General features: G+C 58.4%; 16 protein-coding genes, 1 tRNA gene and 3 pseudogenes. 11 read left to right on the forward strand and 9 right to left on the reverse strand.

What is annotated here, in order from left to right:
- Nucleotides 1-6 precede the first annotated feature (6 nt).
- Entirely contained in the window at nucleotides 7-333 is a 327-nt protein-coding gene (gene fliN / locus PWM43_RS02215; protein WP_289840928.1) for a flagellar motor switch protein FliN, read from the forward strand.
- Nucleotides 334-352: 19 nt separating this feature from the next.
- A complete protein-coding gene (locus tag PWM43_RS02220) occupies nucleotides 353-2,473 on the forward strand; it encodes a flagellar biosynthesis protein FlhA (RefSeq protein ID WP_289840929.1) in 2,121 nt (706 codons plus the stop codon).
- Nucleotides 2,474-2,699: 226 nt separating this feature from the next.
- Here PWM43_RS02220 and PWM43_RS02225 read toward each other — a convergent pair.
- A pseudogene (locus PWM43_RS02225) lies at nucleotides 2,700-3,468 on the reverse strand (IS5 family transposase).
- A gap of 230 nt (nucleotides 3,469-3,698) precedes the next feature.
- On the opposite strand from PWM43_RS02225, the gene PWM43_RS02230 reads away from it, so the two are divergent.
- Together PWM43_RS02230 and PWM43_RS02235 are read left to right on the forward strand one after the other, a co-directional pair.
- Complete coding sequence (locus PWM43_RS02230) at nucleotides 3,699-4,016, forward strand: transposase (protein ID WP_289840930.1); 318 nt, start codon at nucleotides 3,699-3,701, stop codon at nucleotides 4,014-4,016.
- Nucleotides 4,013-4,234: a hypothetical protein gene (locus PWM43_RS02235; RefSeq protein ID WP_289840931.1), complete on the forward strand. Its 222-nt coding sequence runs from the start codon at nucleotides 4,013-4,015 to the stop codon at nucleotides 4,232-4,234. Before PWM43_RS02230 ends, PWM43_RS02235 begins: the two co-directional genes overlap by 4 nt.
- Here the strand turns inward: PWM43_RS02235 and PWM43_RS02240 are convergent.
- Nucleotides 4,168-4,332 (reverse strand): annotated as a pseudogene (locus tag PWM43_RS02240) (IS481 family transposase); the annotation flags it as partial. The gene PWM43_RS02235 and the pseudogene PWM43_RS02240 sit on opposite strands and share 67 nt — an antisense overlap.
- Nucleotides 4,333-4,517: 185 nt before the next feature.
- Here PWM43_RS02240 and PWM43_RS02245 point away from each other — a divergent pair.
- Nucleotides 4,518-4,775 (forward strand): annotated as a pseudogene (locus PWM43_RS02245) (transposase); the annotation flags it as partial.
- 156 nt (nucleotides 4,776-4,931) lie between these two features.
- Here PWM43_RS02245 and PWM43_RS02250 read toward each other — a convergent pair.
- From PWM43_RS02250 to hisG, 7 genes are all read right to left on the reverse strand, one after another.
- Nucleotides 4,932-5,007 (reverse strand) — tRNA-Phe (locus PWM43_RS02250).
- 44 nt (nucleotides 5,008-5,051) lie between these two features.
- Nucleotides 5,052-5,252, reverse strand: a complete 201-nt coding sequence (locus PWM43_RS02255; protein ID WP_289840932.1) for a DNA gyrase inhibitor YacG — start codon at nucleotides 5,250-5,252, stop codon at nucleotides 5,052-5,054.
- Complete coding sequence (locus PWM43_RS02260; protein WP_289840933.1) at nucleotides 5,252-6,322, reverse strand: ribonuclease E/G; 1,071 nt, start codon at nucleotides 6,320-6,322, stop codon at nucleotides 5,252-5,254. The genes PWM43_RS02255 and PWM43_RS02260 overlap by 1 nt, the downstream gene beginning before the upstream one ends.
- Nucleotides 6,319-6,951 carry a Maf family protein gene (locus tag PWM43_RS02265; RefSeq protein ID WP_289840934.1) on the reverse strand — a complete coding sequence of 211 codons (633 nt, stop codon included), beginning with the start codon at nucleotides 6,949-6,951 and terminating at the stop codon, nucleotides 6,319-6,321. The genes PWM43_RS02260 and PWM43_RS02265 overlap by 4 nt, the downstream gene beginning before the upstream one ends.
- A 7-nt stretch (nucleotides 6,952-6,958) precedes the next feature.
- Nucleotides 6,959-7,177 carry a translation initiation factor IF-1 gene (gene infA / locus PWM43_RS02270; protein ID WP_289840935.1) on the reverse strand — a complete coding sequence of 73 codons (219 nt, stop codon included), beginning with the start codon at nucleotides 7,175-7,177 and terminating at the stop codon, nucleotides 6,959-6,961.
- A gap of 154 nt (nucleotides 7,178-7,331) precedes the next feature.
- Nucleotides 7,332-8,636: a histidinol dehydrogenase gene (gene hisD / locus PWM43_RS02275; protein ID WP_289840936.1), complete on the reverse strand. Its 1,305-nt coding sequence runs from the start codon at nucleotides 8,634-8,636 to the stop codon at nucleotides 7,332-7,334.
- Nucleotides 8,633-9,325, reverse strand: coding sequence for an ATP phosphoribosyltransferase (hisG, locus tag PWM43_RS02280; RefSeq protein ID WP_289840937.1), 693 nt, complete (start codon nucleotides 9,323-9,325; stop codon nucleotides 8,633-8,635). The genes hisD and hisG overlap by 4 nt, the downstream gene beginning before the upstream one ends.
- A 140-nt stretch (nucleotides 9,326-9,465) precedes the next feature.
- Here hisG and PWM43_RS02285 point away from each other — a divergent pair, with 140 nt between their 5' ends.
- The 6 genes from PWM43_RS02285 to PWM43_RS02310 all read left to right on the forward strand — a co-directional run bounded on the left by PWM43_RS02285 (nucleotide 9,466) and on the right by PWM43_RS02310 (nucleotide 15,660).
- Nucleotides 9,466-9,870 (forward strand): GntR family transcriptional regulator, encoded by a 405-nt coding sequence (locus PWM43_RS02285; RefSeq protein ID WP_289840938.1) that lies wholly within the window; start codon nucleotides 9,466-9,468, stop codon nucleotides 9,868-9,870.
- Entirely contained in the window at nucleotides 9,870-10,814 is a 945-nt protein-coding gene (locus PWM43_RS02290) for a slipin family protein (protein ID WP_289840939.1), read from the forward strand. The genes PWM43_RS02285 and PWM43_RS02290 overlap by 1 nt, the downstream gene beginning before the upstream one ends.
- Nucleotides 10,815-10,989: 175 nt before the next feature.
- Nucleotides 10,990-11,913, forward strand: a complete 924-nt coding sequence (locus PWM43_RS02295; protein WP_289840940.1) for an N-acetylmuramic acid 6-phosphate etherase — start codon at nucleotides 10,990-10,992, stop codon at nucleotides 11,911-11,913.
- 19 nt (nucleotides 11,914-11,932) lie between these two features.
- Complete coding sequence (locus PWM43_RS02300; RefSeq protein WP_289840941.1) at nucleotides 11,933-13,075, forward strand: anhydro-N-acetylmuramic acid kinase; 1,143 nt, start codon at nucleotides 11,933-11,935, stop codon at nucleotides 13,073-13,075.
- Between the two features lie 258 nt (nucleotides 13,076-13,333).
- Nucleotides 13,334-14,911: a bifunctional phosphoribosylaminoimidazolecarboxamide formyltransferase/IMP cyclohydrolase gene (gene purH, locus PWM43_RS02305; protein WP_289840942.1), complete on the forward strand. Its 1,578-nt coding sequence runs from the start codon at nucleotides 13,334-13,336 to the stop codon at nucleotides 14,909-14,911.
- Nucleotides 14,912-14,934: 23 nt separating this feature from the next.
- Nucleotides 14,935-15,660, forward strand: coding sequence for a hypothetical protein (locus PWM43_RS02310; RefSeq protein WP_289840943.1), 726 nt, complete (start codon nucleotides 14,935-14,937; stop codon nucleotides 15,658-15,660).
- Nucleotides 15,661-15,743: the final 83 nt, after the last annotated feature.

Genomic DNA, 15,743 nt, shown 5'->3' on the forward strand with positions numbered 1-15,743 from the left:
ATAATAATGGAAAAAAATGAGACTTTCTCCGAGGAGCAGGTTTTTCCTTCTGAAAATCCGCGCTATACACATGAACTCGAAGCAATTTATAGTGTTCCTATTACTGTAAGCGCTGTTTTAGGGCGGGCGAATATGCAAGTTAGTCAACTCCTTAAATTAGGACGGGGAGCTGTAGTTGAACTGGATCGTCGTATCGGCGAATCAATCGATATTTTAGTCAATAACAGACTAATAGCAAGAGGTGAAATTGTTATGCTTGATGAGAGCAAATTAGGAATTACTATGACGGAAATCGTAAAAATGGATAGAGTTGAAGAAGATAAAACAAATTAAAAATACGGTATATTAAAGTATGTTAAATATAAACATAAATCATATCTCTAACGTATGCATAAAAAAATTAACCTTAATTTTAGAGAAATTTCCATTAATTAGTAATATTCGCATAAATTCAGGGGTAGTTTTGGCTGTTTCTGTAATTTTAGTTTTGTCTATTATAGTGTTTCCAGTATCCCCTGTGTTTTTAGATTTGGGTTTGTCATTGTCTCTAACTATTTCTGTTTTAGTAATTATGGTTTCTTTATTTATAGAAAAACCCCTGGATTTTAGCTCATTTCCTTCGCTAATATTGTTTACGACTATTTTAAGGCTGGCTCTAGAGGTGGCAACAGCGCGACTGATACTTTCTCATGGATTTGAGGGCACATATGCTGCTGGTCATGTTGTGGCGGCGTTTGGGTCTCTTCTTATGGGAGGGGATTTATTTATTGGTTCTATAATATTTATAATAATTTTGATTGTAAATTTTATGGTGATTACGAAGGGTAGCAGCCGTATAGCTGAGGTTGCTGCCCGCTTTTCACTAGATGCGATGCCTGGAAAACAAATGGCTATTGATGCTGAACTTTCCTCGGGCGCGATTAATGATGAGGTTGCTCGGTCGCGTAGGCGTCATCTAGAGGAAGAAAGTGCATTTTTTGGCACGATGGATGGTGCTGCAAAATTTGTACGAGGTGATGCCATAGCAGGAATTATTATCGCAGTCGTAAATATATGTGGAGGTCTTATTATCGGCCTCGTAAGACATAACATGTCTCTTTTTGAGGCTTTGAATACATTTTCGACTCTTGCTGTGGGTGATGGGCTTATCGCGCAGATTCCAGCACTGCTTGTTTCCACTGCTGCCGGTATTGTAGTGACGAAAGGGGCTGGAACTGAGCGAACAGACGTGGTCTTGTCAAGGCAGTTAACGTCCGAAAAAAAACCTATTCTAATAACATCTATAATATGTTTAATATTTTCATTTATACCGGGTTTGCCGTCTTGGATATTTTTCTTAATTTCTTTTTTCTGTATATCTATTTTATTACTTGGATATTACAATAATAATAAGCATGGTGAATTTGCCCTGAATGCTTCATCGATCATTCCGGAATCGAAAGTAGATGCGTGCGAGAGGGTTATAGTCCCAACTATAGATCCTTTGAAAATAGAGCTTGGATCTTCGCTTTTGGCTGTGATGAATAGTGAATCTTCTAGGTTGACTTCTAAAATAAAAACTATAAGACAACTACTTGCTAATGATATAGGATTTATACTTCCGCCTGTTAGAATACAAGACAATCTTTCTCTTCCGGCAGAAGCATATTCAATCAAGGTGCGCGATATTGAGGTTGCGAGCGGCCGTGTAAAGCCTAATGGATTATTATCAATGGATCCCAAAGGAGGGATTCCAAAAATTTCTGGTGAGGAAACAGTAGATCCAGCTTTTGGCATCAAAGCACTTTGGATCGATCCTCGGGATCGAGAGGTGGCTTTAATGGAAGGATATACTGTTGTTGATTCTATCGGTGTTATTGTAACTCATTTATCGGAATCTATAAAAAATAACATATCTGATTTATTTTCATATCATGATGCTGATAAAATTATTTCTTCATGTTCAGAGGAGGATATGAAAATAATTTCAAATATAATTCCAAATATTGTATCTGTTGGAACAGTACATAGAATACTTCAATCAATACTTTCTGAAAATATTTCAATTAGAGATATATCAGTGATATTGGAGGCTATACAAGAAGCCTCTACTCTAGGTTTAAAGCTCGTTCCGGAAATTGTCGCTCATGTGAGATTACGTTTATCTCGTCAAATTAGTGCAAAATTTTCCAATGAAAAGGGTGAGATTTCCGCTATTTTACTCGGTGGATTGTGGAGTTCTGTTTTTTTGAACGCGTCAAGGGGCGGAGGGATCGGAGGAATTGCCGCACAGGAGCTTAATAAATTCTTAAATGAGATCCGGGGTGTTATTAATCAATCTTTCTCTAACGGGCCTGTGGTGATAATTGTTGATCCAGAGATTAGGTTGTCTGTAAAATCTGTAATGGAAAGGCTTAAGCCTATAATATATGTTTTATCATTTGCGGAGATCTCACATAACGTAAAAATTAATGCTGTTGCTAGGCTTGAGTGAATTTAAAAATAATTGTTAAGTGTATTATACATTATTTATAAATTATAACTTTCTTACAGAACTACTATTTATAAATTTATACTTTAGATGTATTCGGATCTTATAATTTAATATATATTTAAATACTCACACTTTTATTGTCGCGGCCGTTTCGAATAGTATGTCTCGTCATCATGCGCTTGAACGGTTAGGCGCCAGTCCCGTGAGTGCCATTCGTTAGGCCCTGTTAGTTCTTGATATGATGTGCGGCAGCTGCGATGCAGATCACGGAGATGAAGGAAGCGGCGGTTTTTTCGTAGCGGGTGGCAACGGCTCTCCATTCCTTTAGGCGCGCCCATAGGTTCTCGACCAGATGGCGGTTCCGGTAGGCCCATTTCGGGCACGAGACGGGCAGCTCGTTTCGTTTGGGTGGAATGACCGGCCGTGAGTCTCTGCTCCACAGGGCTTCACGAAACCGGTTCGAAGCGTATCCCAGGTCACAGACAACATAGCGCGGTGTGTCCAGCAACGCGTCCAAGAGCGCCATGGCAGAGGGCAGTTCGTGCGCCTGTCTTGGCGCCAGGGTGAACGACAGGGCTTTTCCGCGCCCATTGGCCGCTTGCAGACCTTGCTGCCAAAGTCTCCACGCGAGCGACCAAGTGCCTGACAATCGCTTTGGCTCTTTCGGAATCCCCCTTTTTGGCTGCTCCCGCTGCCTTGTGATGCGCCCTGATGTTCCTGCCATCGAGAAAGACCATTCCTATGACTAGATCCCGGTTTTTTGCTCGCTCGCAGAGTCCTTCCCAGACGCCGAGCTTCGCCCATCGAATGAAAAGCTGGGCTGCGGTCCACCAGGGGCCGAATTCAGAGGGGATAGATCGCCATTTCGCGCCGTTCTGGTGACGTCAGAAGATCGTCGACACCGTCTGGCGCAGGTTGCGCGGCGGTGTTTTGCCTTTAGGTCGCACCGCCTCGATCAGAGTCTCCCAGACCCGCCAAGCATCATCAGAAATCACAGATTGTATCATGCTCATCACAAAGAGCTATGCAGACCCACTGCATCTTCAAGCCATAACAGCCCTAGTGTTCGCTCTTCATCGGGACCGTATGCCTTATCTTTTCCATGTCCCATGTTTGTCATTCGAGGTCGGAATTCGGATATCCGTTTAAGGCTTGAGCTATGATTCAAACTTCTGATGGCACGGTTTGTACTGACGGACACCCAATGGACGCTGACTGAACCCTAATGTCTTGGGAACTTGGCAAATCGACGGGTCCAGGTCGAAGCGGTCGGTACAACCGGCTTTTTGTGAAAGTGATGCTTTGGATTGTCCGAACGGCAAGTCCAGGGCGTGATTTGGCCGCCGTGTTCGGCAACTGGAGCACTCCATTCCGACGCTTCAGAGACTGGCGCAATGCCGATGTCTTCGAACGGATTTTCAATGTTCTGTCGGGTGATCCGGATATGGAATATGCCATGGTCGATGCAATGATTATGAAGGTTTACAGGCACGCCAGGGCGCAAAAAGAGGGGAAACCATGGGTCGCTCGAAAGACGGCATGACGACGAAGATCCTCGCGCTGATGGATGCCCTGAACAATCTCGTGCGTTTTCGTCTGATGCCCGGGCAGTGCTTTGACAGTGTGGACGTGCCACCGTTGATTGACGGTCTCGAATGCGATGCCTTCATCTCCGACAAGGCGTTCGGCAGGAAAACCATCATCGCTTCGTCCGTCTCGGAAAAGACCGTTGAGCACGGCTCTTTAGGACCTGTCTTCTGATTCTCAACCGTCCGACGCTTGCGCCATTTCGCAACGGTTTTCGGGTTGATCTCGAACTCCCCGCTCAGCGCCGCGAGCGAAGCCTGCGATCGCTGTATTGCTGCTCACACGGCGTGCGTGGTCGTGGCGCTGCCATGACGTATCTGTCCCATAATGCTTCCTTCCACTCACGTGAAAATATCACACCATTAAACCCCGGGACCAAACACCTAGGGCCTGTCTGCATTCAGGAGTTCCACTTGGATTACAGTTCTGATTCAAGGCTGTCCATGGAGGGCGAGCCTTGACTAAACGGACACTAACAGACGAACAATGGAACCGGATCAAAAACCATCTCCCCGGCCGGATCGGACGGCCTGGCCAAAGCGGGATCGATAATCGGCTGTTCGTAGATGCGACCTTGTGGATGGCCGATAATGCGGCTCACTGGCGTGATCTACCGGAGGTTTTTGGCAAAAGGGCCACACTCCACCCCCGTTTTCGGCGCTGGTCGCATGCGGGCGTCTGGGAGAGGCTGTTTCATACCTTGGCCGATACCCCGATGCGGAGGCAGGACAGGCGGAACTACCCCCAGCCATACTCCAAGATGCTCCGGCTGATGGCGCGTAAAGACACACGTCACCGCACATGGGCGGAAACAACATCAGCTGATTTCTGGGGATTTTCAAGCTTTCCCGCACTCTGGCGGATGCGTAAATGGTGCCCAAGACCGGGATCGAACCAGTGACACTGCGATTTTCAGTCGCATGCTCTACCAACTGAGCTACTTGGGCACCGAGCGTCCGGCAAAGCGTTTCGTCCGGGTGCGAACGGGGATTTACCGGATGCTGTCATCCGGATCAAGCGGGGAGCGCGAAGTTTTTGACTCTATTTCCACATCATCGTCTTCTTCCCGTGTCGAGGGCACGCGGTAGTCGCCGTTGAACCAGCGTCCGAGGTCGACATCGGCACAATGGCGACTGCAGAAAGGCCTGAAGTTCGCGGTCGCAGGTTTGTTGCAGATAGGGCAAGTGGTCATCAGTCCTGGCTCCAGAAGGTCACAGGGAAGTCGGGCGCGATTTCGAGGGCGACGGCAGCACCATAGACGAGTGCGAATGCATTCAGCGCCAGAGGATCGTTCTCGAGCGCGCGGATCACGGGAATGGACGCCCGCAGAATTGGGGGCTCCGAGACGTGTTCGGGTTTGCGTGCAAGCATGGCGCGCAGAGCCGCCAGCCCAATGCCATGCGGGCTCCGCAGCAGTTCATGCAAGGGCGCCCGGCCGCGCGGGCGGACGACTTCGATCAGCCCTAGACCGGTGACGCCCAGAACCTGCGGCGATTGCGGGTCCGAGTGCAACGCGTCTTCCATCGCGGGAAGCAGGGCGCTGCGTTTACGCGGTATGATGCCTGCGGGATCAATGACAATCGCGCCGCTCAGATTGCGAAGGCGGATCTCGCGACACAACGACGGAATGGCCGCGATATTCGCGGCAACCTGCGCGACGGGGCGCAGTCGGCGCGCGTCAGGCATCGGATTGTCGAGATCGATGGCGATGAGCGCGGGCGTCGGCGTGAAGGTGGCGCGAAGGCCGCCGTCCAATTCGGCGGTTGGGTCGGAGAGGGCGTCGCACAGAGCCTCCGTAACGGGATCGAAAGCAGACAGCACGCGTCGGACACGCGAACGCAGAGATGTCGGCAGGGCGGCGGCGAAGGCAGGGTCGTCGATCAGGATGTCAGCGTCGGGATGGGTGTCCGCCAGGACCTCCAGAGGCGTCGGGCCAGGTGCCATGAGGGCTGGATGAGCACGGGGCTTTCCCTCGACGGGACGTAAACGGGGTCCTTTTCCGCCCTGGGCGCTGCGGGTCACGCGTGCGGTGACGAGCGTTCCCTCCTTGTGGCGCCCCGTCAGGAAGCCTTCGCCCCCGTCGGCGAGGACAACGAAGGCGCCGTTCATGGCGTCCATCGGGGCCGTGACCCGAACTGTGTGGAGATCGCCGTAACCGTCGGGACGGCCAGGGCGCCAAAACGCAAAATCTTCAAGCGTTTCGCCGTCGATCACCGCGATCCGCGCTTCGCCCGGACTACAGGCGACGCGGATTTCCATCATGCGACGAAATGTCCCGGCTGGCCTCGCAGCATCTGCGCGGTTTCGAAAAGAGGAAGCCCCATGACGGCCGAGTGGCTGCCGCCCAGCATGCGGACGAAGGCAGCCGCCATGCCCTGAATGGCGTAGCCGCCAGCTTTGCCTTCCCAGTCTCCCTGATCGAGCAGGAAGTCGATCTGTTGGGGGGTGAGCCGGGAAAACGTAACGGCACTTTCCACGAGCCGATGGACCTCGCGTCCGCGTGTCCAGCTCGCCGTAGGCATGACTGTCACCGCCGTCATGACGACATGGCGGCGACCGGAAAGCATTTCGAGACATTTCCGCGCTTCGTCGCGATTCTCGGCTTTCGGGAGAATGCGTCGTCCGAGCGACACAACCGTATCCGCGGCGATGACAAGGGCAGGCTCATCGGCCTGCGTCGCGACGAAGTGCGCCTTCGAACGGGCGAGCCGTCTGGCGCAGTCTCGCGGGAGTTCGTTTGGCCTCGGCGTTTCGTCGAGTTCCGCAGCGGCGACCGCATCGGGCGTGATGCCGATCTGTCGCAGGAGGTCGAGACGCCGGGGCGAAGCCGAGGCCAGGATCAGGCGCGGTCGCAAGAGAGCGGTCGGCTCGGGCTGAACCGTCGAGTCCATCACGCTCTTACTTGAAGCGGAAGGTGATGCGGCCCTTGGAGAGATCGTAGGGGGTCATTTCCACATTCACGCGGTCGCCCGCCAGAACGCGAATGCGGTTCTTGCGCATTTTGCCGCTGGTATGAGCGAGAATGGAGTGCTCGTTGTCCAGCGTGACGCGGAACATGGCATTGGGCAGCAACTCCGTGACGGTGCCGCTGAATTCGATCATATCTTCTTTTGACATCGTGTCTTTCGTCTCGTTGAGGAAGGGGCGGGAAAAGAGCCCTGCCAAGCGGGAGCGCGGGCTCCCGGAAATCGGTCAGCGCGTTATGTGCGGATCAAGGCGCGTTCCGTCAAGCAAAACCCGGCTTTATACCGTTTCCGGGTCGTCTTTAAGGTCACGTTTCGCCTGTAAGAGCGTCCAGCCGGGCCGACAGGCTCAAAGCGTGGGCATCCAGCCCTTCGGCCTGCGCAAGCGCCACGCCCGCGGGACCGATGCGCCGCAGCCCGTCCGGGCCGGTCGCGATGGTTGTCGTGCGTTTGAGGAAATCGAACACGGAAAGGCCGGACGCAAACCGCGCCGTGCGGCTCGTCGGCAGAACGTGATTGGGACCGCCCACATAGTCGCCGACGGCTTCGGGGCAGTAACGCCCCAGGAAAATCGCGCCCGCATGGCGAATTCCGGCCGCGAAGACTTCCGGCGAGTCCAGCATGACCTCGAGATGTTCCGGGGCGAGACGGTTCGTCACGGACACGGCTTCGTCCCAGTCCCGGACGAGGATCACGACCCCATGGTCTTCCCAGGAGCGGCTGGCGATCGCCGCGCGCGGCAGGGTGCGCAACTCATGCTCCACGGCGCCGATGACAGCATTGGCGAAAACCGCGTCATCGGTGATGAGGACGGCCTGGGCCAGTTCGTCGTGCTCGGCCTGAGCCAGAAGGTCGAGGGCCACGAAACGCGCGTCGTTGTGGGCGTCCGCGACGATCACGACTTCGGACGGACCGGCGATGGAGTCGATGCCGACATGTCCGAAAACCTGTCGTTTCGCCTCGGCCACATAAGCGTTGCCGGGCCCGACGATGCGGTCTACGGGCGCGATCGTGGCGGTTCCGTAGGCCAGAGCCGCCACAGCCTGGGCGCCGCCCACACGGTAGATTTCCGTCACGCCGGCGATCTGCGCGGCGGCGAGCACGAGAGGGTTGAGGACGCCGCCGGGACAGGGAACGCACATGGCGATCCGCGACACGCCTGCGACACGCGCGGGCAGGGCGTTCATCAGCACGGAGGACGGATAGGCGGCCTTGCCGCCCGGTACATACAATCCGACTGCGTCCAGCGGTGTCCAGCGCATCCCCAGCGTGACGGCGTCGCTGTCCGTATAATGCAGGTCCCGTGGAGCCTGCGCGCGATGGAAGCTCTCGATCCGGGTCGCCGCGACAGCCAGGGCTTCAACCAGATCCTGCGGAACCCTGGCGGCCTCGCGCGCAATGTCATCCGCGTCGATGCGGATCGTCTCCGGCTTGAGATTCAGATTATCGAAGCGGTTCGTATAATCGCAGAGCGCGGCGTCTCCGCGTGCGCGGACATCCGTGAGGATGGCGCGGACCGGTTCGGCCACGCTGGTTTCGACGGAACTCCGGTCGTTCAGAAGGGCCGCGAAGGCCTGTTCGAACTGCGCGTCCGTGGTCGCAAGGCGTTTCATGCCACAGTCTCCTGCAAGGCAGACCGAAAACGTTCGATCAGGGCGCCAATCTCTTCGGGACGGGTCTTGAGCGCAACGCGATTGACGATCAGACGGCTGGTCACATGAGCGATCACCTCCGTCTCGCGTAACCCGTTGGCGCGCAGGGTCGAGCCGGTATCGACCAGATCGACGATCACGCTGGCAAGGTCGAGCGTCGGCGCCAGTTCCATCGCGCCGTTGAGATGCACGATCTCGGCATTGACGCCACGTGTCGCGAAATGCCGACGCGTGATGGCGGGATATTTCGTGGCGACGCGAATCTGCGAACTGGCGGGCGCGTGGCCGTCGACGACGTCGCTGACAGGGCGCGCCACGGAGACGCGGCAGGCGCCGATGCCGAGGTCGAGGGGGGCGTAGATGTCCGGATAGTCGAATTCCATCAGTACGTCCGCGCCGCAGACGCCGATCTGCGCGCCGCCATAGGCCACGAAGGTGGCGACGTCGAAGGAGCGCACGCGCACGACGTCCAGCCGGGGATCGTTCGTGGGAAAGCGCAGGGCCCGGCTGTCTCCGTCGAGGCAGCCTGGATCTGGCATCAGGCCCGCCCGCGAGAGGACGGGTTTGAGGGCCTTGAGGATGCGGCCTTTCGGCAGCGCCAGAACCAGCGGCGCGTCGTCGGTGGACGGCGTAGGGGAGGCAGCGGTCAACGGGTCGTCTTCCAGTGTGTGTCCTTGGGCGGCGCTTCCTTACCACAGGCCGACGCGGGGCAGAAACCAACGGGGGACAGAAATACGCGATGAACAGTTTCGCTTGACGGAGGACGCAAAAGAGATGTCTTATTGTTGGCATGTATGCAGACAAGTCGTCATTGATTTTTCCGCAACCTCTCGATTCGTCCGGCGGCGTGCCGTTGCGCGTGCAGCTGCGCGAAGGCGTGCTGGCCGCCATCGGAGATGGGCGCCTTGCCGCTAATGATCGCCTGCCGACCATGCGTGAGCTTTCGGTCCATCTCTCGATCGATCTGAACACCGTGCAGCGGGCTTATGCGGAGCTTGAACGTATGGGAGCCATCGAGACGCGACGCGCACGGGGCAGCTTCGTGTCCCGCGCTCCGCCGATGCCCGACGATACCGTTCGGCAGGTCCAGGTCGAAGCCTGCGCCGCCTCCGCCATCGCTGTCGCGCGGGCTCAGGGCCTGCCGCCTGAAGACGTTGCCCGCACCATGCTTTCTCTTTTGGAGATACAATCCTGATGGGCTCTTTCCCGCCGATCTTCCCCACTGCGTCCGGAATGGATGCGACGAGGGCCTCGCGCCTGTTCAATTCCATCTCGGCGCCCCTGGCCGGGCTCTGTGTGCTCGTCGGGCTCGGGGTTGCGGCCCTCTTTCCCCCCGGCATCGTGTTTGTGATTGCCGGTGGCGTTCTGGCGGTGATCGTTCTTCTGACGGTGCGCCTGTGCAGTGCCTGGGAGCGCGCGATCGTGCTGCGTGCCGGTCGGATCCGTGGGCTCAGCGGGCCGGGACTTTTCCTGACGGTTCCGTTTCTCGATCAGATCAGCAGCATCGTCGATCAACGCATTCGCACCGTGCCCGTCAGCACGCGGCAGACGCTGACGCGGGATACGACGCCCGTGGATGTCGATGCCGTCATTTTCTGGATGGTGCACGATCCGCTGCGTGCTGTGACCGAACTGGACGATTTCGCCAGTTCGGTTTCGATGGTCGCCCTGACGACGTTGCGTGAGGTCGTCAGCAGTTCCGATCTCAGCGTGCTGCTCGAGGACCGTCGTCGGATTGACGACGAACTGCGCGAGCAGATTGCCCGCAAGACGGCGGAATGGGGGGTGACCGTGCAGGGCGTCGAGATCCGCGACGTCCAGTTGCCGGAAAGCCTTCAGGATGCCATGAGCCGTCAGGCTCAGGCGGAGCGCGAAAAGGCGGCCCGCGTGACGCTGGCAAGTGCGGAGCGCGCCGTGGCGCTGGAACTGGCCGAGGCGGCGAAATCCTATGCCGCCAATCCCATCGCGTTGCAGATCCTTCAGATCAATCGCATTTTTGAAATGAACAAGGATCGCGGCACGACCATCCTGATGCCGACGACCATGGCGGATTCCATGTCGGGCATGGCGACGGCGGTCTCGACGGCGATGGCGGCTGCCGCACCGCTGCCGGAAGTCCGGCAGCCGGATGGAAAGTAAAGTGATGGTCGTGGCTGATCTCGGTCAGGCCGCTGGCTGAAACCCGGACTTCCGGCGGGCGGTCCATGCGAGGTCTGTCGTTTTGGTTAAGTATGGCGTTGCGATCCGGTGATTCCCTATGACCGGATGATGTTCTAGGTTTCCAGACTACTCGTTACGGATCGGGAATTTCATCATGCCATCAGTCGCGCACTATGCGCCTTCCCACACCAGCGATACGGAGCGCCCCGATCCGCGCTATGCCGATATCGATCTCTGGCCGACGGGATCCGTCCTCGCGGCTCTGGCGGAATCCCAGATGGTGGCGGTTGCCGTTGCGCATGCGGCGCTGCCGGATATCGAGGCTGTCGTTGAGGCGGCGATCCCGCGTCTGCGCAAGGGCGGTCGTATGTTCTATGTCGGTGCGGGAACTTCCGGACGCGTCGGGATGCAGGATGGGGTCGAACTGACGCCGACCTTCGGGATGCCCGTGGAACGTCTCGTTCTTCTTCTCGCCGGTGGTCTGGACGCGGTGTCGCAGGCGGTCGAGGGCGCGGAAGATGATGAAGAGGCTGCACGCGCAGAGGTCCTCTCCTTCGTGCCGGACGAGAACGACGTGGTCATCGGTGTCGCGGCGAGCGGCTCGACACCCTATACCTGCGCCGCGCTCGCGACCGCCCGTGAATGCGGAAGCCTGACTGTCGGGGTGAGCGGCAATCTCAAAGGTCGTGTTCTGCACGAAGCCGAATTCGGCATTCGTCTGCCGACGGGACCGGAAGTCGTCTCCGGTTCGACCCGTCTCAAGGCGGGGACGGCGCAGAAAGTCGCCTTGAACATGCTTTCGACCACCATAATGATCCGGTTGGGGCATGTTTATCGTGGGCAGATGGTCGATATGAAAGTGACCAATGCCAAGCTGGGCAAGCGAGCGGCCCGGATGGTGAAGATGCTGGCGGGCGGCACGGACGCCGAAATCGAGGCGGCGCTGAAACGGGCAGGCGGCAACGTCAAACGCGCGGTTCTGGCTCGCGCGGGTGTCGCGGCGGAAGCGATCGAGGATCTCCTCGATCGCCATCAGGGCGATCTGAGAAAGGCGCTTGCGGCCGTGGGGTGGCGCTGAAACGCGACGGAGAGCGCGCATGTCATACAAGCTGACCGCTCTTGGGCTGATGAGCGGTACGTCGCTCGACGGGGTCGATGCCGCACTGATCGAGACGGACGGCATGGAGGTCGGCGCGCATATCGGCACCCTGACGCTTCCTTATGCGCCCGAACTGCGTGCGACATTGCGGCGCGTGCTGGATGATGTGGCGGGCCGGGCGCTCGACGATGCAAAAGCGGATGCGGGTATCGCGCAGGTCGTTCGGGACCTGACGCTTGCGCATGCCGAAGCGGTCGCAGCCCTGCGTCGTCAGCATCCCGGTGTCACGGTCGATGTCATCGGTTTTCATGGCCAGACTCTTCTCCACGCGCCGGAGCGCCGTCTGACATGGCAGGCAGGAGATGCCACGCTCCTTTCTTCTGAAACGCGCCTCCCCGTCGTGCATGACTTTCGCACGGACGATGTCGCGGCAGGCGGGCAGGGCGCGCCGCTCGCACCGCTCTATCATGCCGCGCTTCTGCGCGGACATGACCGACCCGTCGCGGTACTGAATATCGGCGGTGTCGCGAACGTGACGCTTCTGACGAATGACGGCGCGATATGGGCCTGTGACACGGGACCGGGGAACGCCCTGCTCGATGACTGGGCGGAGCGCCATACCGGCGTCGCCTGTGACCTCGATGGAGCGCTGGCCGGAGCGGGACGGGCGCGTGAGGATATCGTGGCCACCCTGTTGCGCGATCCCTATTTCGCGGTCCCTTTGCCGAAATCGCTCGATCGTCTGTCGTTTCATCGCGCGTTTGAGGCCGTCGAGGGACTATCGGCAGAGGATGGGGCGACTACGCTTTTGGCGTTGACGGTCGAGGCCGTGCGCGCGACCGTGCTGCCGGAGCGTCCTTGCGCGTGGTATGTCTGCGGGGGCGGGCGACACAACCCGGTGCTCATGGAGCGTCTGCGCGCGCAGCTTGGTGCGCCTGTCGAGCCCGTCGAGACGCTGGGCTGGAATGGAGATGCTCTGGAAGCGGAATGTTTCGCGTTCCTCGCCGTTCGTTCCCTGCGGGGTCTGCCGCTTTGCGTTCCCGGCACGACGGGCGTTCCGGCGCCTTTGACGGGTGGACGTCTGACATGCGCGGCGATCGCGTCGCCTCACTGGCTGGCCGGTGCCTGGGTTGCAGGATGAAGGGGTTGGCCCGATGCCGCGTGGGGGAGGCCAGAATAAAAAGGCCAGAATAAGGAATTCGGGCGGAACAGATAATCCGCGAACGTGGCCTGTCGGCTCTGGCTTCTGCATTCCCTGAAGCCGGTTTGCCTGAAAAACCCGTCATACGGAGGTTTCAGGCCGCGTCCATGTTGCCTTGATGTGCCGGGAGCAATAAGAGCAAGCCGGAATACGGCGCGTGTCCGACCGGTGGGCGCCATGCTGGGGAGTGTCCTTTCTATGTCGTCCGAACGTCTTGCGATCCGCCGGGCCCTGTTGTCTGTCTCTGACAAGCAGGGTCTTGTCGCGCTCGGCAAGGCGCTGGTCGCGCATGGCGCGCAGCTTCTTTCGACGGGCGGTTCGGCGCGTGCCCTTCGTGATGCGGGGCTCGCGGTGACGGATGTGTCCGAACATACCGGCTTTCCGGAGATTCTCGACGGTCGGGTCAAGACGCTCGTCCCGCAGGTGCATGGCGGCATTCTCGGTCGTCGGGATCTCCCCGAGCATGTCTCCCAGATGGCGCGACACGATATCGCGCCGATCGATCTCGTCTGCGTCAATCTTTATCCGTTCGCGGCAACGGTCGCATCCGGCGCCGGGTGGGACGATTGCATCGAGAACATCGACATTGGCGGCCCCGCCATGGTGCGGGCGGCTGCCAAGAACCACGACCATGTTGCCATTCTGACCGCGCCCTCACAGTACGAGGATCTGATCGCGGCTCTGGAGGCGGGGGGCACGGTGCTCGAAGCCCGTCGACGCTGGGCCGCCGAGGCTTACGCCCACACCGCCGCCTACGATTCCATGATCGCGACCTGGTTCGCCCGTCAATTGGGCGAGGAATTCCCGCCCGTGATGACGCTGAGTGGCGAGCGTCGTGAAACGCTGCGTTACGGCGAAAATCCGCATCAGAAAGCGGCGTTCTACGTCAATGGCGACACGCGTCCCGGCATTGCGACGGCCCGGCAGGTGCAGGGCAAGGCGCTGAGCTACAACAACCTGAACGATACCGACGCGGCGTTCGAAGCCGTGGCCGAGTTCGATCGTCCCGCTATCGTGATCGTCAAGCATGCCAACCCCTGCGGCGTGGCCGTGGCGGATACGGCGGAGGCGGCCTGGGCGGCGGCGTTACGTTGTGATCCGGTTTCGGCATTCGGGGGGATCGTGGCGCTTAACCGGACGCTGGATGCCGCGACCGCGGAGCAGATTTCAACGATCTTCACCGAAGTGATCGTTGCTCCCGACGCCGACGAAGCGGCTCAGGCCGTACTCTCCAAAAAGAAAAACCTGCGTCTCCTGCTGACGGGCAGTGTGCCCGACCCGACCGCTCCGGGCCTGGCCTTCAAGTCGGTTGCGGGCGGGTTTCTGGCGCAGGACCGCGATGCGGGGCGCGTGGAGGAGGCTGATCTGCGGGTCGTGACGAAGCGTGCTCCGACCAGCGCCGAAATGCAGGATCTGCTGTTCGCTTTCCGCGTGGCCAAGCACGTCAAGTCCAATGCGGTGATCTACGCGAAGAACGGGGCGACCGTGGGCATCGGCGCCGGTCAGATGTCTCGCGTGGATTCAGCGCGCATCGCGGCCCGCAAGAGCCAGGATGCGGCGGAAGCCGCGGGCGAGAGCGCGCCCTTGACGAGCGGTTCGGTCGCGGCTTCCGATGCTTTCTTCCCGTTCGCTGACGGGTTGGAGAGCGTGATCGCGGCGGGTGCGGTGGCGGTCATCCAGCCCGGCGGCTCGATCCGGGATCAGGAAGTGATCGACGCGGCCGACCGCGCGGGAATTGCCATGGTGTTCACCGGAATGCGTCATTTCCGCCATTGAGGCCGTGAAGAAGGAAGAGAACGATGCGTAACAGGTTCTTGAGCGCGGTTCTGCTGGGAGGGATCTTTGCGTTCTCACCCCCCGCAACACGATCCGCGCATGCGGCGAAGCCGCAGACTGCTGTGCCGACGAGTTATGCCGCGAGTTGCGTGTTCGATATTTCCATGCTGCCGACGGTCGAGGGGAAAATTTCACGCCTCCTGCCCGGTACGCATGGAGATGTTGTGGGCGTTATTTTCGCGGATGGGAATGAGGTCGTGATGCCTCCCGGGCTTGCGGCCCAGGACCATAACCTGCGCATTGGTGCGCCATTGGCCGTGCGCGGCCTGATGGCGCCGTCTCTTCATCTTGTGCGCGCCTTTGCACTGGCGGGGCAGCCGGTCGTCTGTGCGGCGCCGATGCCTGAAATGGTGACGGCGTCACCCCCAACCAGCGCACAGGGCGTCGTCGAACGCCTTTTGCATGACGGTGACGGTGCTGTGGCCGGTGCGCTTCTCACGGATGGTACGGTACTGCGTACGCCGGCCGCAGGCGCCCGATCCGCTGACCTCGTGCCCGGCAAGACCGTTTATGCTGACGGCAAGGGCTATCAGACGGCCTATGGAAAGCTTGTTCTGGTCGATATTCTCGGGCCGAGCCGCGCGCAGGCCGTCCATATTTCGGACGAACCGCCGGTTCCGCGGGGCGCCGCGCCGGGCTCCCCGGCATATGACGAATTGCCGGGCGCCGTTTCCACGGGAGATGAGTGACGCTTTTCCCGAGTCATTCGGGCGGGGTTGGGCGGTGGCGTTGCATGGCCGAGGCTGTGCAACAGGCGGGGAATGTCTGGTTT

This window comes from Brytella acorum (assembly GCF_029309905.1).
GTDB classification, from domain to species: Bacteria; Pseudomonadota; Alphaproteobacteria; order Acetobacterales; family Acetobacteraceae; genus Brytella; species Brytella acorum.